This window comes from Loigolactobacillus binensis (genome assembly GCF_005405165.1).
Lineage (GTDB): Bacteria > Bacillota > Bacilli > Lactobacillales > Lactobacillaceae > Loigolactobacillus > Loigolactobacillus binensis.
The window spans coordinates 40,512-61,780 of record NZ_BJDN01000008.1 but is presented as its reverse complement, the minus strand read 5'-3'; the positions used below and the strand labels follow the sequence as shown (position 1 = coordinate 61,780).

The window sequence follows — 21,269 nt, the reverse complement described above, 5'->3', positions numbered from 1 at the left end:
TATGAGCACATTTAAAGACTTCAAATTGAAGCCCTACATTTTACAGGCGTTAGCAGCGATTCATTTTTATCAACCAACGCCAGTTCAAGAAAAAATTATTCCTTTGATTGCAACGGGAAAGAGTGTGGTTGGTCAGTCACAAACTGGTAGTGGTAAAACCCATGCTTTCTTATTGCCGATTTTTAATCAATTACGAGAAAAGGATCATGAAGTGCAAGTCGTGATCACGGCACCTAGTCGGGAGTTAGCGGAGCAGATCTATCAAGCAGCCGAGCAGATCGCTCAATTTAGTCCTGACCCGATCCACATGCAAAATTATGTTGGTGGTACCGATAAACAACGGCAAATTGAAAAGTTACATCATCACCAACCCCAGATCGTGATCGGTACACCAGGTCGTATCCGTGACCTGATTGCGAATCAGGCATTGAAGAGTTTCACCGCCAAAACGTTTGTTGTTGATGAGGCTGATATGACGTTGGATATGGGTTTCTTAAACGATATTGATAAAATTGCGGCGACTTTCCCGGCTGATTTGCAAATGCTGGTTTTCTCCGCAACGATTCCGCAAAAATTGGAGCCATTTTTACGTAAGTACATGAATGCCCCACTTATTGAAGAAATTCCAACGGCTACAGTGATCAGTCCCACGATCAGTAACTGGTTGGTTTCCACGCAAGGTAAAGATAAAAATCAGTTGATTTATCAACTGGCTAAAAGTTGTAACCCGTATTTGGCCTTGATTTTTGCTAATACTAAAAAACGCGTGGATGAAATTGCGACTTATTTAGGCCAACAAGGGCTAAAAGTGGCCAAAATTTCTGGTAGTTTGTCACCACGTGATCGTAAAAAAACCATGCGTCAAATTCAAAACTTAGATTTTCAATATGTTGTCGCCACTGATCTAGCGGCACGCGGAATTGATATTGCCGGTATCTCTCACGTTATCAACACTGAATTACCAGCCGACCAGGAATTCTTTATTCACCGTGTTGGCCGTACGGGTCGTAACGGTCTTTCAGGGATCGCTATTACCTTGTACGAACCAGGCCAAGAAAAAGAAATTTCCGAACTGGAAAAATTAGGTATTAAGTTTGCCCCTAAACAATTCAAAAATGGTGAACTTGTCACGGGCTACGATCGTAATCGCCGTGCAAAACGAGAAAAAACAAAGCAGGCGCTTGAACCAACTATGGTTGGGCTGGTCAAAAAGCAGAAAAAACAGCATAAACCAGGTTACAAGAAACGAATTCGTGCGGCGATCCAAAAGGATGAACGGCAAAAACGGCGGATCAAGCAGCGCGAAGATATGCGGCAACAGCGACAAAAGAATCGCGAAGATCACCGTTAATAACGCATAGGGTCAGTTGACAGTTTTACGTCAGATGATTATAATAATTGCAGAAAATCAATCTAGACCGGATATGTCCTGATGGTAGCGTGTCTCCAGGAAGTTATGCCTTGACTGTGAGCATAGCGACATAACTATTAGTGATGCTCCCTGTCGTATTCGCTGACTCGGCGTTATCGAGTTTGAGAGGGAACGATGACATCGTTGCAATCAAGGTGGTACCGCGCTAAGGCGTCCTTGAAAAGCAACGGTGTTTTTATATGGTCTTTTATATCATGTATCCAAGAAAGAGGTTCTTATGAAAAAACTATCCAGTAGTCAAATTCGGCAGATGTACCTTGATTTCTTTAAATCAAAAGGCCATTCAATCGAGCCATCCGCATCTTTAGTTCCAGTCGATGATCCCAGCTTGTTATGGATCAATTCTGGCGTTGCGACAATGAAAAAGTACTTTGAGGGCCGTGTTGTACCTGAAAATCCGCGTTTGACTAGCTCTCAAAAAAGTATTCGAACTAATGATATTGAAAATGTTGGTAAAACGGCACGTCACCAAACGCTATTTGAAATGCTTGGTAATTTTTCCGTAGGGGATTATTTCAAAAAAGAAGCAATTCCGTGGGCTTGGGAATTTATGACAAGTTCTAAATGGATGGCGTTTGATCCGGCAAAGCTTTATATAACTGTTTATCCAGAAGACAAAGTGGCAAAGGAACTTTGGCTTAAAACTGGGGTGCAGGCCGATCATATTTTAGAAGATGAAGATAACTTTTGGGATATTGGTGAAGGTCCCAGTGGTCCCGATTCCGAAATTTTCTATGACCGGGGACAAAAGTTCAATAACGTGGCGGTAGATGATCCACAAAATTATCCTGGCGGCGAAAATGAACGCTATTTAGAGATCTGGAATATTGTTTTTTCTGAATTTAACCACAAACCGGATGGCACTTATGAGCCATTACCGCATAAAAATATTGATACTGGTATGGGGTTGGAACGGTTGGTTTCGGTTGTTCAAGAGACTAAAACCAATTTTGAAACTGATTTATTTATGCCACTTATTCAAGCAACTGAGAAAATGAGTGCCGGCAAACATTATGGTGTAAATAAAACCAGCGATGTTTCTTTCAAAGTGATTGCAGACCATGCACGGGCAGTTACTTTTGCGATCGGTGATGGGGCGCTTCCTTCTAATGAAGGGCGTGGTTATGTTTTACGACGTTTAATTCGGCGCGCGACGGTACATGGTAAAAAATTAGGCATCGATCAGGCCTTCTTGTACCAGTTGGTTCCAGTGGTGGGCCAAATTATGGAAAGTTATTATCCCGAAATATTAGCGCAAAAGGATTATATTGCTAAGATTATCAAGTCAGAAGAAGATCGTTTCAACAATACGCTGACCGACGGGTTGAAATTATTGGATAAGCAAATTAAATTGGCTAGACAGGCTGCTAAAAAAACGTTATCCGGTAAAACTGTCTTTATGTTATTCGATACATTTGGTTTTCCCTTTGACTTGACTAAAGAATATGCAGCGGATGAAGGTTTAGCAGTGGATGAGGCTGGCTTCAATGCCGAAATGCAACAACAAAAAGCACGTGCTCGGGCTGCCCGGAATCAAGACAACGGTATGGGTGTTCAAAGTGGTCTGTTGCTGGACGTTAAAGTTCCAAGTAAATTCATTGGCTGGGATCATTTAGAGAAGACTGCGGCTAAGCTTGAGTTAGTAGTGGTTGCCGATCAGTTAGTTGATCAGGTCCGCACAGGTGAGGCGCAATTGATCTTTGATGAAACGCCATTTTATGCGGAAATGGGGGGTCAAGTTGCCGACCATGGTTTGATTTTAGATGCTACTGGCAAATCTGTTGCTGAAGTGACTGATGTCCAACATGCCCCTAATGGACAGAATTTGCATACGGTCAACGTTTTGGCGCCTTTAGTCAAGGGGCAAACCTATCAACTAAAAGTTGATCCAGCTTTCCGTCAGGCGGTTTCGCGTAATCATACGGCGACTCATTTGTTGGATCAGGCCTTGCGGGATGTTCTAGGTGAACACGTTCATCAGGCTGGTTCATTAGTTGAACCTAATTATTTACGGTTTGACTTTACACATGCAGGACAAACTAGTCCAGAAGAACTAAAGCGGATCGAACAGATCGTTAATGCTAAAATTTGGGCAGCCTTACCGATCAGTTGGGTAGTTACTGACATTGAAACGGCGAAAAAAATGGGCGCGATCGCTATTTTTACTGAAAAGTATGGTAAAGAAGTGCGGGTCGTTTCCATTGGTGATTATTCCAAAGAATTTGACGGTGGCACTCACGCCAGTAACACAGCCGAATTAGGTCTATTTAAGTTTACAGGTGAAACTGGAATCGGTGCTGGTGTTCGGCGGGTCGAAGCAGTTACCGGTAAAGATGCCTTCGCTTATTTGGAACAACGGGAAACGTGGTTACAAGAAACAGCCGATTTGGTTAAAACTGCACAGTTACAAAATGTGGTGACTAAAGTTGAACAACTGCAGGATCAAGTTAAACAGGCTAATAAGCAAATCGAAAGCTTACAGGCTAAGGCTGCACAGCAACAAGCTGCTAATATTTTCCAAAATGTGCAGACCATTAATGACGTTACTCTAGTAGCCGAACAAGTGAAGGTGGCTGACATGAATCAACTACGCCAATTGGCTGATGATTGGAAACAGCAGACCGTTTCTGACGTTTTGGTTTTAGGTACGATCGTTGGGTCAAAAGTTAATTTAATTGCTGCTGTCACTAAAGCGGGTATTACTAAAGGTATCAAAGCAGGTGATCTGATCAAAGCAATTGCCCCTAAAGTTGGTGGCGGTGGTGGCGGTCGTCCTGATATGGCGCAGGCCGGTGGTAAAAATCCAGCTGGTTTAGCGGACGCCTTGCAAGCTGCACAAACCTTCCTGCAAGGAAAATAAAATTGTATCTCCACGGCTTTTCTAGTAGAATGTAGATTGAAGTCAAGACAGGTATTCTTGATAAAAACGATAAATAGTACTGGTATGAGAGATTTGTGAGAAGGGTGAGGTGTTTGAGGTGAGTTCATTAGATAAAACGGTTAGTTTCGATTTTGGGCGCGAACAGCCTAAAAACGTACATCAGACCTTAGAAACGGTTTATCAAGCATTAGAAGAAAAAGGATACAATCCAATTAATCAGATCGTGGGCTACTTATTATCTGGTGACCCAGCATACATCCCGCGTTATAATGATGCGCGTAACCTGATTCGCAAGCACGAACGTGACGAAATCATTGAAGAGTTAGTACGGAATTACTTGAAAAAGGATCGCCCATGAAGCGTTACCTAGGCTTAGATGTCGGTTCGAAAACAGTAGGTGTCGCGGTTAGCGACTTACTGGGTTGGACGGCTCAAGGCGTTGAGATCATTCGGATCAACGAAGCTGCCGAAGAATTTGGAATTAAGCGGGTCAAAGAATTAGTGACTGAATATAGTGTGACCGATTTTGTGGTTGGCTTACCGAAAAATATGGATAATTCTTTGGGTCCACGAGCAGAAGCTTCGCAAGCATATGGGCGTTTGCTGACAGCAACTTTTGGTTTGCCAGTTCAATTTATTGATGAGCGTTTAACTACCGTTGAAGCGGAGCGGATGCTGATCAGTCAAGCTAATACGTCACGTAAAAAGCGCAAGAAAGTAATTGATAAACTAGCAGCAGTAATGATTTTACAGAATTTTCTGGATCGTGAGGCCAATCGTTAAGGAACGGTAGATTGCCGACTATGAGGGATGCTTTACGGGCCAAGATTAACCTTAAGGAGATTGACATGGCTGATAAACAAATGCCTCAAAATGAGGACGAACGACAAATTACTTTGGTAGATGAAAATGGTAACGAGGAATTATACGAGATCCTTTTTACGTTTGATTCTGAAGATTATGGCAAGTCCTACGTTTTATTATATCCAGCAGGTACTCCGGAAGACGAAGACGTGGATATCCAAGCTTTTTCGTACAAGACTAATGACAAAGGTGATCCCGCTGAAGGCGACCTTTATCCAATTGAATCCGATGCTGAATGGGATATGGTTGAAGAAGTACTCAATACCTTCTTAGCCGATGACGACCAGAATTAAGTTTTAACGAGGATCGATGCAAATGAAAATTTGTATCGATCCTTTTTGCTTAACAACAGGCAATGGGATTCTAACATTTTCTTAAAGCGCTGTTTATTTGTGTTTTTTCATGCTAAAATAAAATGCGTTGAATTACTTTAATGAAGTCAAGCCAATTAAAATTTAAAAAGGAGGGGCGTTAGATGGCAGAGCAGAAACGACGCTTTAAGGTTGTGATCGACGGTAAAACTTACATTATTATCGGGAATGCTTCTGATGCACATATTCAGGCAGTGACCCAGTTAGTTAATGACGAGTTAACGCAGATTAAGTCATTAGCAACGACCCTAGATGATGAGCAGGCCGCGGTTTTATTAGCAATTAATACCGTTTCCGATCAGTTAAGATTGCAAACCAAGCTCGAACGCTTGGAAAAAGAAAATGAGCAGCTTAAACAACAATTAGCGGCACAGAATTAATTTCGAACAAAAGCGAAGAGGAAACTAATGTTATCATTTATAATTATAATCTTTTTAGCCTATGCTTATTATGCAGGTACGCGAAGAGGCTTAGTCATGCAGGGCGTTTATACGCTTGGTTATTTGATTGCATTTATTATTGCTCGACTAGGCTATTTACATACAGCACCAAAATTGACGCTATTGATTCCTTATCAGTCAGCCACCGAAGCCAGTCAATTTACTTTCTTTAGTCACAAAGTTGGTTTAGAATTAGATAATGCTTTTTACGCCGCGATCGCCTTTATGTTGATTTTATTTTTTGGTTGGCTAGTGACGCGGTTCGTCGCGGTTTTATTGCAGCGGCTGACTTTTTATCCGCTGCCACAGCGACAAAGCACGATCGGTGGTGGGGTTTTGTCATTACTCACTGTCTATGTCGGTATTTTTCTATTGTTGACCGTATTAGCTTTAATTCCAGGTGCTGGGATTCAATCATTATTAAAACACTCATTATTAGCACAGGGGATGGTCCGATTTACTCCCATTCCAGCAATTCATTGGTGGTTACAGGCAATTTAAGTTAATCTTAGGGTAAGACTTAATTTGTTCAATCGGGTTGATATCTTAACTAGCAATTAGTGGCTTGCAACCGCTACTTGGAAATGGTGGTTATCAGGAGAAAATACCCTTTGCGACACATTTTAGTGGAAGATAGGCTGCTGGCAGGCTATCTTCTTTTTACGTTTTAACTAGGTACGAGCAAGGAGGCCTACTTTGAATTCAAAAATTTTAGCGATTTTAGAGTTTGCTAAAATCAAACAAGCATTACAACAGTATATTGTGTCGGCGATGGGACAAACACAGATTGAAGCGCTAAAACCATTGACTGACAGTACGCAGATTCAGCAACAATTAGATGAAACAAAGGACGGCGCCGATATTTTGCGGTTGAAGGGTCCGATTCCGATTCCTAAACTGACTAGCGTTGCTGCGCATATGCAGCGTCTAGCTATTGGCGGGACTTTAAATGGTAGTGAATTAGCGGAAATTGGTCGGGTGCTGCGAGCCGCCAATGCAGTGGAACAATTTTTTGTCGAATTTGCCGATGAAGAGATCACTTTGCGGCAAGTTGATCAAATCCAAGCTCAGTTAGTCACACTACCTGAATTAACTAAACGGTTGCGTTTGTCTTTGGAAGAAGATGGTCACGTTACCGATGATGCTTCCGTTAAGTTAAAGGGAATTCGGAATGGTATCCATCAATTGGAAGGCGATATTCGCGCGAAAATGACGGGATATACACGTGGCAACAGCGCTAAATATTTAAGTGATCCAATTATCACTATCCGGAATGATCGCTATGTGATCCCAGTTAAACAAGAATATCGTAGTCATTTTGGTGGTGTTGTTCACGATCAGAGTGCTAGTGGCTTAACGTTATTCATTGAACCACAAAGTGTGATGGCGCTGAATAATCGTTTACGCCAGCGCCAATTGGAAGAACAACAGGAAATTCAACGGGTTTTAGCTGAATTATCTGCGGCGATCGCGCCGTATCAAAATGAAATTACAGCTAACGCGACGATTTTAGGACGGCTTGACTTTATTAATGCTAAGGCACGGTATGCTAAGGCAATAAAGGCCACGGAGCCGCTATTGAATTTGAACAATGAGGTGTATTTACGGCAAGCACGTCATCCGTTGATCGATCCGGCTAAAGTAGTTGCCAACGATATTATTTTAGGCAAAGATTATCGGGCGATGATCATTACCGGTCCAAACACTGGTGGGAAAACGATCACGTTAAAAACTGTGGGTATTTTGCAATTGATGGCCCAGGCGGGGTTATTTATTCCGGTGGCTGAAGAAAGTCAGGTTGGCGTTTTTGACAACATTTTTGCTGATATTGGTGATGAACAATCAATCGAGCAGAATTTGAGTACTTTTTCCGGCCATATGGCAAATATTGTGTCGATCTTGGCTCAAGTCGACGATCATAGCTTAATTTTGATCGATGAACTTGGCGCCGGTACTGATCCTCAAGAGGGGGCTGCTTTAGCAATCGCAATTTTGGACCAGTTAGGCACAACGAACAGTTATGTATTGGCGACAACGCATTATCCAGAATTAAAAGCTTATGGTTATAATCGGCCGGGAACCATCAATGCTAGCATGGAATTCGATGTCCAAACCTTACAACCAACTTATCGGTTGTTGATTGGTATTCCAGGACGGTCAAATGCTTTTGAAATTGCGGCTCGGTTAGGCCTAAGCGCGACCATCGTTGCACAGGCAGAAGGTCTGATCACTGCTGATAGCCAGGATCTGAATAATATGATCAGTGACCTGGAAGCACAACGTAAGGCAGCGGAAAATGAACGCCAAAAGGCCAAAAAATTATTGGCCGCAGCCACCACATTACATGACGAATTGGCTAGCGCCAGTACTGAGTTTGTCACTGCTCGGGAACAACAGTTAGATAAGGCTAAGGATCAGGCTAATCAGATCGTGGCGCACGCACAAAAAGAAAGCGAGCGCATTATTAATGACTTGCGACAGATGCAAAAGCACCACCAACAAACCGTTAAAGAGCATGAGTTGATTGCGGCCAAAACTGGCTTAGCTGACTTAAAACAAGAGAAGTCTTTAGCTAAGAATAAGGTCTTACAACATGAAAAAAGACGCCAAGCGCTAAAAGTCGGGGATGACGTGATCGTCACCACGTACGGACAACATGGTGTTTTGCTTAATCAATTAGATAAAAAGCACTGGGAAGTTCAATTGGGGATTCTCAAAATGAAGGTAGCCGTCACCGATCTAGAAAAAACTAAGGGTGTGCCGGAAGAAAAGCCGCAGCGGCAATTTGCAACTGTTCATATAGGTAACCACGTTAGTTCAACGCTTGATTTACGTGGTGAGCGCTACGAGGATGCTTTAGCAGATGTCGATCAATATATTGATTCTGCTTTATTAGCAGGTTATGGTCAAGTAACTATTGTTCATGGTAAAGGAACAGGTGCGCTCCGCCAAGGGATTACTAATTATTTAAAGACTAATCGGCAAGTTAAGAAATATGAATTTGCGCCGGCTAATGCTGGTGGAGACGGTGCAACTGTAGTTACTTTTAAATGATCAGTGGTTAATGGATGACGTTAGACTAATTTTAAGTAAGCAGTTTGTTTGTTGTTCAAGTCGTTTTCTGCTAGAATTAAACATAAATCAGAGGGGGTAGTAATAATGGTACAAGCGATTACTGATCAAGATTTTAAACAAGAAACTGGTACGGGCGTTGTTTTAACTGATTTTTGGGCAACTTGGTGTGGTCCTTGTCGGATGCAATCGCCTGTTGTTGAACAATTAGCGGAAGATTATGACGGTGAAGTTAAATTCACTAAAATGGACGTTGATGCTAACCCAGCAACGGCCCAAAGCTTTGGTATCATGAGTATCCCAACTCTTTTATTGAAAAAAGATGGTGAAGTGGTTGAAACACTTGTCGGCTACCATAGCAAGGATCAGTTAGATCAAGTATTAAAACAATACACTGCTTAATTCATAATGAATTTGACTAGTTTAGTGATATAAAAGACCGCGGCAATTTTTTTGCTGCGGTCTTTTAGTTATATTATAATTGTTTCACGTTAAGGATAGTCTTAGCATTGCTGTTGTGATTTATCTTTAGATAATAAAAAAACAGATCAACTCTGATGAGTGATCTGATCTCTAATTGCGGCCAAACCAGCTACGTTTATGACGTTGCGTCCGCTTTGGCATTAAGTCAGCGACTGGTGTGGGGCCAACTTCGGATGTTGGTGCCGCTGTGTCTTCTTTAGGCGGCGTTGCTTCATCAGCATCACCAAAATGATGTAGCTGAATGGGCTGCTCATGACTATTTTCTAGAGGAACATCAGTATGGTCGGTTTGGATGATGATCGTAATTTGATTATGATCGAATTCAAGTTGTCCTTCGGCGATTGTTTGGGTCAATTGCTGAATTTGTTGAGCAACAAAACCAGTTTCTAATTGAAAATCAGCGTTACTGAAGGCCTTTTGTCGTCGTTCGATCTGCGGGCCACTTAGTTGATAAATATAACGATTTTTAACTTGTTGACTAAGGGTTAAATCGCCAAAATTAAATTGGGTAAAAAAAGTTGGTAGATCTGCCAACTGACTTAAAGGTAAGCGACGAGCAAGATCCTTACCAGCCCAATATAAGATACCCGGAGCTTCTTGGCCCAATAGATCAGGTAGCAAAATATCGCGGAGTAACTCGTAGCCTAATGTTTCCGGCTTAGACACTGCCCGTAATAAACTTTCATAATGATTCTCTGGCATAAGCCTGATCACCTCATTTTTCTTCCCTCTCATTATAGCAAAAATAATTAGCCTAGTGGGCATCCGGCAAATAATTATTAAAAATTAGATAACGCTGTCGATTTACTTGAACTTAATTATAAAAAAGGTGAAAATCATATGTAGGTCAGCAATTTGCGGATCAAGTCAGTTTTAGTTAAGTAGTTATGGCGGTAGTCTCAACCAGCCTGTGAGTTTAGGTGATTAACTATTTTACGCAGAAAGAGGAAGGAATAAATGGTGAGTGTAAAACAAGGTATCGGCTATATGGATTCAGGCGTGGGTGGCCTGACGGTGGTGAAAGAGGCGTTACGGCAATTACCAAATGAGCAAGTTATTTTTATTGGTGATACAGCGCGTAATCCTTATGGACCACGACCAGCGGCCCAGGTCAAAACATTTACTTGGCAGATGACTAATTTTTTGCTCAGTAAAAATGTTAAAATGATTGTGATTGCCTGCAATACAGCGACTGCTGCGGCCTTACCAGAAATTCAGGCGGCTTTAGCCATTCCTGTGATCGGTGTGATCGTGGCTGGTAGCCAGGCGGCCATTAAAGCAACTCAAAATAGAAATATTGGTGTGATCGGTACTATTGGTACGATCAAAAGTCAGGCTTATCCCCGGGCCATCCACCAGCAGGTACCACAGGTCAAGGTTACTGGCGTCGCTTGCCCGAAGTTTGTGCCCTTGGTGGAAAGTAATGAATATAAATCTGCAGTTGCTAAAAAAGTAGTGGCTGAATCGTTAAATGCCTTTGATAACACTGGTATTGACACCTTAATTTTAGGCTGTACACATTATCCATTGATCCGCCACTTGATTCAAAATCGAATTGGTGATCAGGTGACTTTGATTGATTCCGGAGCGGAAACAGTTAATCAAGTCTCAGCAATTTTAAACTTTGATCAATTAACGGCGCCGGTGCGGCAGCCCCAACATGAATTTTATACCACTGGCAATCCAGCCATGTTTCAACAAATTGCTGGTGATTGGTTGGAGTTGAAGAATTTAGATGTGCGCCATGTTGAATTAGCGGATTTAATTAAAAATAGTGAGGTTAAGCATGCAAAGAAATAACAATCGGGATAACGCTGAATTACGTCCCTTCGAATTTACTGCTAACTACTTAAAAAACCCAGAAGGCTCCGTTTTAGTGACCTTAGGGGCAACCAAAGTTATTTGTAATGTTAGTGTTGAAAATAGCCAACCACCGTTTTTACGCGGGACAGATAAAGGCTGGATCAGTGCTGAATACAGTATGTTACCACGAGCGACCAAGGAACGAACGCGGCGCGAAGCCACAAAAGGGCGCCAAACAGGCCGCACAATTGAAATTCAGCGCTTAATTGGTCGTGCTTTACGGGCAGTGGTGGATTTGGATAAGTTAGGCCCCCGGTCATTAGTTGCTGATTGTGACGTGATCCAGGCCGATGGTGGCACCCGTACAGCAAGTATTACCGGTGCTTTTTTTGCTTTGAAGTTGGCTTTAACTAATTTAGTGACCGCGCAAGTTTTGCCGGAGAATCCTTTGAAAGACGATTTGGCCGCGATCAGTGTGGGTATTTTACCAGAAATTGGTCCGGTGTTGGATCTAGATGCCGCTGAAGATCAACATGCGGCAGTGGATATGAATATTGTGATGACTGGCCAAGGTGAATTTATTGAGCTGCAGGGAACTGGTGAAGAAGCGACTTTTTCTGGTAGTCAGCTCAATGAATTGTTATATTTAGGCACTAAAGGAATTGAACAATTGATCACTGCACAGCGCTACCAATTTGATAAATTACAACATCCTTACGATACCAGCGACATTAGCAATACGGTGGTGATCGCCACTCGTAATGCAGGTAAGGCGCGGGAATTTCAGGCTATGTTTGCGGCGGATAGGCTTCGGGTCAAAACCCTTAAAGATTTTCCTGATTTACCAGAAATTGAGGAAACGGGTAAAACCTTTGAAGAAAATGCCCGGCTTAAGGCCGATAAGATTGCACAAATATTGAATCTCCCCGTTCTGGCTGATGATTCGGGCCTGCAGGTTGCGGCCTTACATGGGCGGCCGGGAATTTATTCGGCGCGCTACGCTGGGGACCATAACGATGCGGCCAACAACGCCAAACTTTTATTTGAATTATCCGGTGTGCCACAAGAAAAGCGGAATGCTACTTTTCACACCACTTTAGTTTTTGCTAAACCGAACCAACCAACCAAAGATCTAGTAGTCGAAGGAGAAGTTAAGGGGGTTATTCTAGGCATACCGCGGGGGGATAATGGGTTTGGTTACGATCCATTGTTCTTAGTGCCTGCATTGAATAAAAGTTTAGCTGAATTAACTGAAGCAGAAAAAAATCAAGTCAGCCATCGTGGAAATGCTTTACGTCACTTGGAAAAAGTATGGCGTGACTGGCTTAACCAGAAATAAACGACTTAAACGACTCTGAAAAGGGGGATGCTGTATTGATCAGTCAACCAATTGTGGACATACTATTACAAAATAAAGCTCACTTTTTAATTCCAGCTGAAAAAGTTGCTAATGTGCAAGTGGATAATAATTTAAATCATGCGTTTTTAGTGCTGACCAAGGTACGCTACGCCAAAATTCCGGTTTTAGCCAATGATTCAAAATTTATTGGTTTAATTTCGTTACCGATGATCACGGAAACCATGCTAGGCCGTGATGACTTTGATTTAAGTCAATTAAATCAGCTTTGTGTCGGCGATGTTTGCGAAAAAAACGTTCCAACGGTTGAAAACCCATACGATATTGAGTTAATATTACATTTATTAGTGGATAATCCGTTTCTACCGGTAGTTAGTCACGAAGGTGATTTTACGGGCATTGTGACGCGGCGGGAAATTATGAAAAGTATGAATTACTTAGCCCATAATTTTGATCAGGTTTATCCGCTAAATGAGAGTGAAAAATGATAAATTATGGAGAGGTGCGTGCGTGATTTGGATGCAAAAGAAATCATCCGTTTCATTAGTGAGGCAAAGAAGAAGACCCCAGTTAAGGTTTATGTGAAGGGGCACTTAGATCAATTGACGATTCCTAGTTCGATTCAAACCTTTTTTGAGGCCCATAGTGGTGTATTATTTGGTGATTGGGCAGACGTAGCTCCCTTCCTGACTGCAAATCAAAAAGCAATCAGTGAATACCATGTTGAAAACGCAGCGCGTAATTCAGCAGTACCAATGGTTGATTTAAAGCAATTTAACGCGCGAATTGAACCCGGCGCTTTTATTCGTGATCAAGTTGAGATCCATGATAACGCGGTGGTTATGATGGGCGCAGTAATCAATATTGGTGCGGTGATCGGTGAAGGATCAATGATCGACATGGGCGCCGTTCTCGGCGGCCGCGCAACGGTGGGTAAAAATGCCCATATCGGTGCTGGTGCAGTATTAGCCGGTGTAGTTGAACCACCTTCAGCGCAACCAGTTGTGGTTGAAGATGATGTTTTGATCGGTGCCAATGCGGTTGTTCTTGAAGGCGTTCGAATCGGTAAAGGCGCCGTTGTTGCGGCAGGTGCGATCGTTACAAAAGATGTTGACCCACATACTGTTGTTGCCGGCGTTCCTGCCCGTAAGATCAAGGATATTGATGATAAAACGCGTAGTAAAACGGAAATTCTTGATGCTTTGCGTCAGTTATAAGCCGAGGCTATTAAATGACAATGACAACGGATGAACTAACAAAAATTTATCAAGATTTACACCAGATTCCAGAGATTGGGTTACAAGAGTTTGAAACGCAGGCTTATTTGTTAAGTGTGATTACAAAATTGCCGCAGACTTGGTTGACTGTCAAAAAGATTGCAACCGCAACTTTAGTTTTGGTCAGTGGTCGTGCACCGCACAAAACGCTAGGCTGGCGAACTGATATTGACGCATTGCCGGTTCAAGAACAAACAGGATTACCATTTGCGTCTAAACATCCGGGGATGATGCACGCTTGTGGTCATGATATCCATATGACGGTTGCTTTAGGTCTACTGGATTATTTTGCTCAGCAGCAACCGAAAAATAATTTGTTATTCCTATTCCAACCGGCTGAGGAGAATGCCAGCGGCGGTAAACGTCTTTACGAAATGGGTGCCTTAGATGAGTGGCGGCCAGATGAATTTTATGGTTTACACATTAATCCCCAATTACCCACTGGTGCGATTGGTTGTCGCCAAGGAACTTTATTTGCTGGGACTTGTGAGATCCATGCTCATTTCAGCGGTAAAAGCGGTCACGCGGCGTATCCCCATCTAGCCAACGATATGGTGGTGGCTGGTGCGCAATTCGTTAATCAAATTCAAACCATTGTTAGCCGCAATGTTGATCCAATTGAAAGCGGTGTGGTCACTTTAGGCCAATTTCATGCCGGCACGATCGGCAATGTAATCAGTGGTAGTGCTCAAATTGATGGCACGATTCGGGCGTTGACTCAGGTAATGAATCAACATATCCAACAACGTGTACGGACCATTGCGGAAGGTATTGCATTAAGTTATGATTGCCAAGTCGCCCTTGACTTACATCAAGGCGGCTACTACCCAGTAGAAAATGATCCTAAAACGACAGCGGCTTTCATTCAGACGATGCAGGCTGATCCGGCAATTGAATATGTTGAGACGGAACCTGCCATGACGGGTGAAGATTTTGGCTTTTTGATTTCTAAAATTCATGGGACCATGTTTTGGTTAGGCGTGGATCAACCTTACCAACTACATTCAGAACATTTGGCACCCCATGTTGGCGCAATCGAAAAGGGTATCTACGCCATGACCACGTATTTTAAAAAACGTGATGCAGAAGTGTAACATGACTTTTAAGGAGCAGTTTTTGCTCCTTTTTTTGTTACCATAAGGTGTATTAGGATATTTTATTGACGCTTCCGTTTTTTCTGGGTAAGATTGGGCTAATCAATTTAATAATTGGGGGGAGAAGTGTGCGACTTACACAACAATCGCTGGCAACGACAACCTTACCAGCGCAATTATTTAAACCAACTTTGATCTTGTTAGCGGCGGATGAGGATCTACCAAAAACGTCGGCGGCACAGCAGATCAATCGCGCCTTGCAGATCACTTATTTATCTGCGCAAACACTGATCGTCGACAAATATAGTTTATTGAACTTGGATAAATGGGTACCAACCATTGTTGAGACGACTGATTATCTAGCTGCTTTACGTGCTGTTGCCGTCAGCCTACAGCAAAGTCATTTATTCCAGGCACGGCATTATCGCCTGGCTACCCAAGATAAAACTCAGGTCTACGGAATTTTAAATATTACAGATGATTCATTTTACGATGGTGGCCGGTATTTTACCCCAGCTGCGGCAATTAAGCGAGCACAGGAAATGGTGGCCCAAGGTGCGGACGTTTTAGAATTAGGTGGGCAGTCAACCCGTAAAGGTTACCAGGAGTTAACTGCGGTCGAAGAATTAGCGCGGGTGATCCCAGTTCTAAAAGCAATTCGGCCGGTGATCGACATACCGATCGCAGTCGATACTTATAAATATGAAGTCGTTCAAGGGGTATTGGCGGCTGGTGCGGATATTATTAACAATGTGCACGCGTTGCAAGATGATCCGCGAATCCTAGAAGCCATCGCTGCAGTCGATGCAGGATTAGTGATCATGCACACACAGATTGGTGATCATTATAGTGATTTAGTGCAAAACATTCACGATTACTTTGCGACAGCTATTGATTTTGCTGGGCAGTATGGAATCCAACAGCAACAAATTATGATCGATGTTGGTTTGGGCTCAGTTTATGGTAAAAATTATGAGCAGGAGTATACGTTATTACGGGAATTGGATCGATTTAATGATCTAGGCGTCGCAACCCTGATCGCGCCATCGCGTAAGGGGTTTATTGGCACCCTACTAAATTTACCAGTTGAAGAACGCTTGGTTCCCACTATGGCGATTTTTGCTAATTCGGTTGGACTGGATGTTAATTTTATGCGGGCCCACGATATTGCTGAAACGCGTTATACTCTAGGTATTATTGATAAAATCAAGCGCAGTTTCAGCTGTTAGGGGGATAATAATGGGATTGATCAAAATTAATAATATTCAGGTCTATACTTACAATGGGGTTTTACCAGAAGAAAATCGGTTAGGGCAGCGCCTGGAAATTGACGTTGCGTTGACGGTACCAATCGAAACGTTGGGAACTCAAGATAAATTAAGCCAAACTGTGAGTTATGCTGAAGTTTACACAACGATCACTGAGATTGCCAAAACGCGGCAATATCAATTAATTGAAAGTTTGGCAAATCAAATCAGCCAAACTATTTTGGCGCAGTATCATTTGGTGGAAAAAGTTCAATTACGCGTACGCAAATATAGTGTGCCGATCGCCGGCATTTTTGACAATGTTGAAATTGAAGTGCAGGTGAGCCGTTGATGCATCAGGCTTATTTAAGTATTGGGTCCAATATTGGAAATCGTCAGGTTCAGCTACAGCAGGCCATTACGGCTTTACAGGCCGATCCGCAGATTCAGGTCGTGCGTATTTCCAGTATTTATGAAACGGCACCAGTTGGTGGGGTAGTCCAAGATGATTTTTATAATTGTGCGGTTTATTTGGAAACCGAGTTAACGGCGTTAGCATTATTGCAACGGATTCACACCATTGAACAGGCTCAAAAGCGCCGGCGCTTAGTTCATTGGGGACCGCGCACGATCGACTTGGATATTTTGTGGTACGATGATGTGGTTAGTCAAACAGCTGAATTGACTCTGCCGCACCCAGAAATGGCCCGGCGCGCTTTTGTATTAGTGCCATTACTAGAAATAACGACCGGGGAAAAAAGACAACAAGTCAAAAAATTATTACAGGCGTTACCAGCCGCTCAGCGGGTAACCAAAATTAAGGATGAGCGTTTATGAATGATGAACAGAAACAACAAATCGCAGCGGCCGTTAGACAAATCTTGATTGCTGTCGGTGAAGATCCGCAACGCGCTGGTTTATTGGAAACACCAGAACGGGTTGCCCGAATGTATGCTGAAGTTTTCAGCTCGTTACAGGAACCTGAATTTACTAACTATAAGTTATTTCAAACCGACAGCCAAACGGAAATGGTGGTCGTTAAGGATATTCCCTTCTACTCCATGTGTGAGCATCACTTATTACCGTTTTTTGGAACTGCCCATATTGCTTATTTACCGGCTGGTGGTCAGATCATTGGTTTGAGTAAAATTGCGCGTTTAGTCGATTATGTCGCGCACAAACCTAATGTTCAGGAACGACTGACTTCGCAGTTAGTTGATGAACTGCAGCGAATTTTGCAACCTAAGGGAATCGCTGTCGAATTACAGGCCCGCCACATGTGTATGGAGATGCGGGGAATCCAAAAAACAGGTAGTCAAACGGTGACAACTCGGTTTACCGGCGATCTAAATGATCCAGGGCGAATCGCCGAATTTGAGCGGCGGTTACGCTGATGACAATACAAGCACAGGTTCAAGCCGCGCAGGCAGAAATGACCCAAGGAATGCTTTACGAAATCGGCGATCGTGTCGGTTTGTTACGCCAGGTTTTAGCTCAATTAGACCATCCTGAAGAAACGTTTAAAATTATTCATATTGCAGGGACTAACGGCAAGGGCTCAACTACGCAAATGTTACGGACTATTTTGACTACAGCCGGGTACCGTAGCGGAGCGTTTATGAGCCCCTCCTTACGTGGTCCATTGGAACAAATTACGATTGATGGTCGGGCGTTGCCTGCTGCTGATTTTTTAGCGGTCTTTGTCCAAGTTAAGCAGGCTTTAGCACAACTAAAATTACAGCCAGCAGCTTTGTCTGAATTTGAATGGTATTTTGTATTGGCGATGGTGTATTTTCGCCGACAACAGATTGATTGGGCAGTGATCGAAACTGGTTTAGGTGGCGAATTTGATGCTACCAATGCTTTGGAACGGCCTAATTTAGTTATTTTCACCAAAATTGCGTATGATCATATGGCCTTGTTGGGTAATACGCTAACGGCGATTGCTACCACCAAAAGCAAAATTATGCGGCCAACGGTACCGGTAGTGAGTTACCCACAGCAAGCTACCGCAGCAGAGCACGTTTTACAGCAAGCCGCACAGCAAAATCACGCTACTTGGTGGCAGGCACAACATTTGACGACGCAAATCGAAGGTTTTAGTTTGACGGGTATCACGGTCAGTTTGAAGTGTGAATTATTTGATTGGCACCACCTTAAATTAAGTTTGGCAGGGGAATTTCAAGTGGCTAATTTAGTAACTGTTTTAACCGCGGTGGCTGCCTTGCAGCAACAAATAACTTTAGCGCCTGCAGTTATCCGACAGGCTTTGACTAAGGTCGTTCTACCTGGTCGTTTGCAAGTGATTGGTCAGCATCCCATGGTTTTGCTTGATGGTGCTCATAATCCCGATGGTGTTCAGGCTTTAACAGCAACTTTACGGCGCTTACGACCTCAACGCTGCTTGACTTTGGTTTTGGGGATGTTGCGCGATAAGAATTACCAGCAAATGTTGACTTTGTTACTACCTCAAGCCCAGCAAGTTGTGATCACAACACCTAATAATCCGCAGCGGGCTTTGCCGGCCGCTGAATTGGCGGCCGTCTGTCATCAGTTAGCGCCGCAATTGATCATCAAAGTTCAACCTGAACCCAAGCAGGCGTTACATCTTGCACGACAGCAGACGTCAAGTCAAGATCTAATTGTGGTCACTGGCTCTTTTTATTTAGTGAAGGAGTTGCTGCCAGATGCTTGAGCAACCGATTTTGCTGGCGTCACATAATGCGGGAAAATTGGCGGAGTTGCAGCAACTATTTGCCCAGTATTCGATTTCCTTGCAGGGCTACACTAGTCAACTAGCACCAATACCTTTTGGGCTTGAAGGTGGCGATTATTGGCAAAATGCAACCAGTAAGGCTGCTCAGGTAGCGGTTTTAACGTCATTACCAGTACTAGGTGATGATTCCGGAATTGATTTAGCTGCCTTTCCCAATGAATTTGGTGTTTATACTGGCCGTACTTTAGCGCGACAAGCAGTAGCGGCCAATACCTATTTGCTGGCGCGGCTGCGTGATAATCCACAGCGTCAAATCACGTTGCACAGTTATTTAGTCCTTCAAATCGGGCACCGCCTAGTACGCGCCCATGGAAGCCTGACAGCTCAGGTGGCCCTACAAGAGCAAGGGCAGTTAAGTGGCGGGTTTGATCGCTTAGTGTATATTCCGGAGTTAGGTGCTACTTTGGCCGAGTTACCGGCGCTTCAGCGAGCACATTATAGTCAGCGAGGACGGGCAGTAGCGGCCTTGATGCAACAAATTTAGGCGCTTATTTTCTAAAAGTATTGTTTATGGCCGTGCTGATTTTTTAAGCGCGTTCAAGCAATAATTAAATTAGTAATTTTCCAAAAGGTCTGGTTAGCAGTACAATGGATTTAGCGCATTTTTACGCAATTAATTAATTGGAGGAATCGGAAATGGCAAAAGTTGAAAGTTTTACTTTAGACCATACTAAAGTAAAAGCACCCTATGTTCGCTTAATTACAACGGAATCTGGTGCTAAAGGTGATGAAATTCAGAACTACGATCTGCGGTTAGTTCAACCTAACGAAAATGCGATTCCAACTGCTGGGTTACATACGATCGAACATATGCTGGCTGGTTTGTTGCGTGACCGTTTAGACGGTGTGATCGACTGTTCACCATTTGGTTGTCGGACAGGCTTCCATTTGATCTTATGGGGTCGCCATAAGCCAGAAGATGTTGCTGCTGCTTTGAAGGGCTCGTTGGAATTCATTGCTGGTCCAACAACGTGGGATGATGTTCAGGGTACCGACATCACGAGTTGTGGTAATTACCGTGATCACTCTTTGTTCTCCGCTAAAGAATGGTGCAAGAAGATTCTTGAAGAAGGAATTAGTTCAGATCCATTTGAACGCCATGTCGTTGAAAAATCATTGTAAAATAAAAAAGCGTGATACTCACGCTTTTTTATTTTGCTCTAGTGAGGCGCCATTTTCATCAGTGACGAAAATATTGTGGGCGGCCTTAAAGCTAATATTAAATTCTTGGCCAGCAGGAGTGGCAACACTGATTGGACCGTCAAAGGGTTCATGCTTGATCACAATGACTTGTGTTTCTAAAGCTAGCTGGATATCCGCTAAATAGGTCAATAGATCGTGATCATCAATGAAACGTTCAATCGTCACCGTTTGACCATCAGGAATTTGTGCTAAGACGGTATAGCTTTCTTCTTGAAAGTGACCGTCTTGATCAGGAATGACGCCACCATGAGGACAATGTTTTGGATAATTAAGAAATTTATCGAGCCGAGCTAGCAATTTAGGGCTAGTCACATGTTCTAAAACCTCAGCTTCAGGATGAACATCTGCCAGGGCAAAAGCCAAATCAGTAGCAAGAAAAGTTTCCCAGAGGCGATGTTTGCGGATCAGTAAAATTGCTTGATCTAATCCAGCCTTTGTCAAAGCAATATCATGATAAGGCCTATGTGTCACCAATTTTTCTTTTTTAAGTTTGTTGACCATCTCGGTGACTGAGCCAGCGGCAATTCCTAAGGCTAATGAAATCTGTTTATTTGAGACTTCCTTTTTTGCGCCGCCTAGCTCAAAAATAATTTTTAAATAATCTTCCTTGATCGGCGTCATTGACGTTATCACGCTCCTGTAGCAAGTTTTTACCGTATAAATCAACTTTCATCATTATAACGCACTTTCTTTATTGGTAACAGTAAAACTAAAAATGTGCATCCAAGCTTATTTGGCTTTTTCATTGTGCAGTCATCGCTTTTTCAAATTGGCTGCTAACAATGGCTCTTTCATGACTTTTTTCATCACAAATAGATTACAAATTCAGTATAAAGCGATAAATACTGTAAATTTTTATTAAAGTACGGTATACTAAAGTTCGAAAGTTCGGGGACCCAAGTTGTTCCCAGTTTAGATCATATAGTGACGAAACGCACTATCCTAATCTAGGCATAACAAGGAGGCTGT

The 21,269-nt window shown here is 42.9% G+C and carries 23 protein-coding genes; 21 read left to right on the top strand and 2 right to left on the bottom strand.

The annotated features are described in order from the left end of the window. Position 1: 1 nt before the first annotated feature. The 9 genes from FFM78_RS05575 to trxA all read left to right on the top strand — a co-directional run bounded on the left by FFM78_RS05575 (position 2) and on the right by trxA (position 9,462). The gene (locus FFM78_RS05575) at positions 2 to 1,351 is read left to right on the top strand and encodes a DEAD/DEAH box helicase (RefSeq protein ID WP_137637456.1); all 1,350 of its coding nucleotides are present in this window, start codon (positions 2 to 4) and stop codon (positions 1,349 to 1,351) included. A 298-nt stretch (positions 1,352 to 1,649) separates the two neighbouring features. Beyond that, positions 1,650 to 4,292, top strand: coding sequence for an alanine--tRNA ligase (gene alaS / locus FFM78_RS05570; protein WP_137637455.1), 2,643 nt, complete (start codon positions 1,650 to 1,652; stop codon positions 4,290 to 4,292). Between the two features lie 118 nt (positions 4,293 to 4,410). Further along, entirely contained in the window at positions 4,411 to 4,671 is a 261-nt protein-coding gene (locus FFM78_RS05565; protein WP_137637454.1) for an IreB family regulatory phosphoprotein, read from the top strand. Continuing rightward, a complete protein-coding gene (ruvX, locus tag FFM78_RS05560; RefSeq protein ID WP_137637453.1) occupies positions 4,668 to 5,096 on the top strand; it encodes a Holliday junction resolvase RuvX in 429 nt (142 codons plus the stop codon). The genes FFM78_RS05565 and ruvX overlap by 4 nt, the downstream gene beginning before the upstream one ends. Before the next feature lie 65 nt (positions 5,097 to 5,161). After that, a complete protein-coding gene (locus FFM78_RS05555) occupies positions 5,162 to 5,470 on the top strand; it encodes a DUF1292 domain-containing protein (protein ID WP_137637452.1) in 309 nt (102 codons plus the stop codon). A 182-nt stretch (positions 5,471 to 5,652) separates the two neighbouring features. Beyond that, positions 5,653 to 5,928 carry a cell division protein ZapA gene (locus FFM78_RS05550; RefSeq protein WP_137637451.1) on the top strand — a complete coding sequence of 92 codons (276 nt, stop codon included), beginning with the start codon at positions 5,653 to 5,655 and terminating at the stop codon, positions 5,926 to 5,928. A 27-nt stretch (positions 5,929 to 5,955) separates the two neighbouring features. Further along, positions 5,956 to 6,489 carry a CvpA family protein gene (locus FFM78_RS05545; RefSeq protein ID WP_137637450.1) on the top strand — a complete coding sequence of 178 codons (534 nt, stop codon included), beginning with the start codon at positions 5,956 to 5,958 and terminating at the stop codon, positions 6,487 to 6,489. A gap of 195 nt (positions 6,490 to 6,684) precedes the next feature. After that, positions 6,685 to 9,042, top strand: coding sequence for an endonuclease MutS2 (locus tag FFM78_RS05540; protein WP_137637449.1), 2,358 nt, complete (start codon positions 6,685 to 6,687; stop codon positions 9,040 to 9,042). A gap of 105 nt (positions 9,043 to 9,147) precedes the next feature. Beyond that, a complete protein-coding gene (gene trxA / locus FFM78_RS05535; protein WP_137637448.1) occupies positions 9,148 to 9,462 on the top strand; it encodes a thioredoxin in 315 nt (104 codons plus the stop codon). A 171-nt stretch (positions 9,463 to 9,633) separates the two neighbouring features. On the opposite strand, the gene FFM78_RS05530 is transcribed toward trxA, so the two are convergent. Then, on the bottom strand, positions 9,634 to 10,245 hold the full coding sequence (locus tag FFM78_RS05530) for a YslB family protein (protein WP_137637447.1): 612 nt from the start codon (positions 10,243 to 10,245) through the stop codon (positions 9,634 to 9,636). A gap of 255 nt (positions 10,246 to 10,500) precedes the next feature. On the opposite strand from FFM78_RS05530, the gene racE reads away from it, so the two are divergent. The 12 genes from racE (at position 10,501) to FFM78_RS05470 (ending at position 20,219) form a co-directional block, all read left to right on the top strand. Continuing rightward, positions 10,501 to 11,343, top strand: a complete 843-nt coding sequence (gene racE / locus FFM78_RS05525; protein ID WP_137637446.1) for a glutamate racemase — start codon at positions 10,501 to 10,503, stop codon at positions 11,341 to 11,343. Then, positions 11,330 to 12,685 (top strand): ribonuclease PH, encoded by a 1,356-nt coding sequence (gene rph / locus FFM78_RS05520; protein ID WP_137637445.1) that lies wholly within the window; start codon positions 11,330 to 11,332, stop codon positions 12,683 to 12,685. Before racE ends, rph begins: the two co-directional genes overlap by 14 nt. 35 nt (positions 12,686 to 12,720) lie before the next feature. After that, positions 12,721 to 13,191 (top strand): cyclic-di-AMP-binding protein CbpB, encoded by a 471-nt coding sequence (gene cbpB, locus FFM78_RS05515; RefSeq protein WP_137637444.1) that lies wholly within the window; start codon positions 12,721 to 12,723, stop codon positions 13,189 to 13,191. An 18-nt stretch (positions 13,192 to 13,209) separates the two neighbouring features. Beyond that, the gene (gene dapD / locus FFM78_RS05510) at positions 13,210 to 13,920 is read left to right on the top strand and encodes a 2,3,4,5-tetrahydropyridine-2,6-dicarboxylate N-acetyltransferase (RefSeq protein WP_137637443.1); all 711 of its coding nucleotides are present in this window, start codon (positions 13,210 to 13,212) and stop codon (positions 13,918 to 13,920) included. A 14-nt stretch (positions 13,921 to 13,934) separates the two neighbouring features. Further along, entirely contained in the window at positions 13,935 to 15,074 is a 1,140-nt protein-coding gene (locus FFM78_RS05505) for an N-acetyldiaminopimelate deacetylase (protein ID WP_137637442.1), read from the top strand. Between the two features lie 128 nt (positions 15,075 to 15,202). Continuing rightward, entirely contained in the window at positions 15,203 to 16,303 is a 1,101-nt protein-coding gene (gene folP, locus FFM78_RS05500; RefSeq protein WP_137637441.1) for a dihydropteroate synthase, read from the top strand. Positions 16,304 to 16,313: 10 nt separating this feature from the next. Further along, positions 16,314 to 16,673, top strand: coding sequence for a dihydroneopterin aldolase (gene folB / locus FFM78_RS05495; RefSeq protein WP_137637440.1), 360 nt, complete (start codon positions 16,314 to 16,316; stop codon positions 16,671 to 16,673). Beyond that, positions 16,673 to 17,158, top strand: coding sequence for a 2-amino-4-hydroxy-6-hydroxymethyldihydropteridine diphosphokinase (folK, locus tag FFM78_RS05490; RefSeq protein ID WP_137637439.1), 486 nt, complete (start codon positions 16,673 to 16,675; stop codon positions 17,156 to 17,158). Before folB ends, folK begins: the two co-directional genes overlap by 1 nt. Further along, positions 17,155 to 17,715 (top strand): GTP cyclohydrolase I FolE, encoded by a 561-nt coding sequence (gene folE, locus FFM78_RS05485; RefSeq protein ID WP_137637438.1) that lies wholly within the window; start codon positions 17,155 to 17,157, stop codon positions 17,713 to 17,715. Before folK ends, folE begins: the two co-directional genes overlap by 4 nt. Further along, positions 17,715 to 19,016, top strand: a complete 1,302-nt coding sequence (locus FFM78_RS05480) for a bifunctional folylpolyglutamate synthase/dihydrofolate synthase (protein WP_137637437.1) — start codon at positions 17,715 to 17,717, stop codon at positions 19,014 to 19,016. Before folE ends, FFM78_RS05480 begins: the two co-directional genes overlap by 1 nt. Next, a complete protein-coding gene (locus FFM78_RS05475; protein ID WP_137637436.1) occupies positions 19,009 to 19,581 on the top strand; it encodes a non-canonical purine NTP pyrophosphatase in 573 nt (190 codons plus the stop codon). The genes FFM78_RS05480 and FFM78_RS05475 overlap by 8 nt, the downstream gene beginning before the upstream one ends. A gap of 152 nt (positions 19,582 to 19,733) precedes the next feature. After that, positions 19,734 to 20,219, top strand: a complete 486-nt coding sequence (locus tag FFM78_RS05470; RefSeq protein WP_137637435.1) for an S-ribosylhomocysteine lyase — start codon at positions 19,734 to 19,736, stop codon at positions 20,217 to 20,219. Positions 20,220 to 20,237: 18 nt separating this feature from the next. Here FFM78_RS05470 and FFM78_RS05465 read toward each other — a convergent pair whose 3' ends face one another. After that, positions 20,238 to 20,921 carry a metal-dependent transcriptional regulator gene (locus FFM78_RS05465; RefSeq protein ID WP_137637434.1) on the bottom strand — a complete coding sequence of 228 codons (684 nt, stop codon included), beginning with the start codon at positions 20,919 to 20,921 and terminating at the stop codon, positions 20,238 to 20,240. Positions 20,922 to 21,269: the final 348 nt, after the last annotated feature.

What these genes read in the sequence shown, in the direction of transcription:
- trxA (WP_137637448.1), top strand. Translation starts at nt 9,148, where the DNA reads ATGGTACAAGCGATTACTGATCAAGATTTTAAACAAGAAACTGGTACG.
- alaS (WP_137637455.1), top strand. Translation starts at nt 1,650, where the DNA reads ATGAAAAAACTATCCAGTAGTCAAATTCGGCAGATGTACCTTGATTTC.
- folB (WP_137637440.1), top strand. Translation starts at nt 16,314, where the DNA reads ATGGGATTGATCAAAATTAATAATATTCAGGTCTATACTTACAATGGG.
- FFM78_RS05545 (WP_137637450.1), top strand. Translation starts at nt 5,956, where the DNA reads ATGTTATCATTTATAATTATAATCTTTTTAGCCTATGCTTATTATGCA.
- rph (WP_137637445.1), top strand. Translation starts at nt 11,330, where the DNA reads ATGCAAAGAAATAACAATCGGGATAACGCTGAATTACGTCCCTTCGAA.
- racE (WP_137637446.1), top strand. Translation starts at nt 10,501, where the DNA reads ATGGTGAGTGTAAAACAAGGTATCGGCTATATGGATTCAGGCGTGGGT.
- FFM78_RS05475 (WP_137637436.1), top strand. Translation starts at nt 19,009, where the DNA reads ATGCTTGAGCAACCGATTTTGCTGGCGTCACATAATGCGGGAAAATTG.
- folE (WP_137637438.1), top strand. Translation starts at nt 17,155, where the DNA reads ATGAATGATGAACAGAAACAACAAATCGCAGCGGCCGTTAGACAAATC.
- ruvX (WP_137637453.1), top strand. Translation starts at nt 4,668, where the DNA reads ATGAAGCGTTACCTAGGCTTAGATGTCGGTTCGAAAACAGTAGGTGTC.
- folK (WP_137637439.1), top strand. Translation starts at nt 16,673, where the DNA reads ATGCATCAGGCTTATTTAAGTATTGGGTCCAATATTGGAAATCGTCAG.
- FFM78_RS05555 (WP_137637452.1), top strand. Translation starts at nt 5,162, where the DNA reads ATGGCTGATAAACAAATGCCTCAAAATGAGGACGAACGACAAATTACT.
- FFM78_RS05550 (WP_137637451.1), top strand. Translation starts at nt 5,653, where the DNA reads ATGGCAGAGCAGAAACGACGCTTTAAGGTTGTGATCGACGGTAAAACT.
- FFM78_RS05470 (WP_137637435.1), top strand. Translation starts at nt 19,734, where the DNA reads ATGGCAAAAGTTGAAAGTTTTACTTTAGACCATACTAAAGTAAAAGCA.
- FFM78_RS05530 (WP_137637447.1), bottom strand. Translation starts at nt 10,245, where the DNA reads ATGCCAGAGAATCATTATGAAAGTTTATTACGGGCAGTGTCTAAGCCG.
- FFM78_RS05465 (WP_137637434.1), bottom strand. Translation starts at nt 20,921, where the DNA reads ATGACGCCGATCAAGGAAGATTATTTAAAAATTATTTTTGAGCTAGGC.
- FFM78_RS05480 (WP_137637437.1), top strand. Translation starts at nt 17,715, where the DNA reads ATGACAATACAAGCACAGGTTCAAGCCGCGCAGGCAGAAATGACCCAA.
- FFM78_RS05505 (WP_137637442.1), top strand. Translation starts at nt 13,935, where the DNA reads ATGACAATGACAACGGATGAACTAACAAAAATTTATCAAGATTTACAC.
- FFM78_RS05575 (WP_137637456.1), top strand. Translation starts at nt 2, where the DNA reads ATGAGCACATTTAAAGACTTCAAATTGAAGCCCTACATTTTACAGGCG.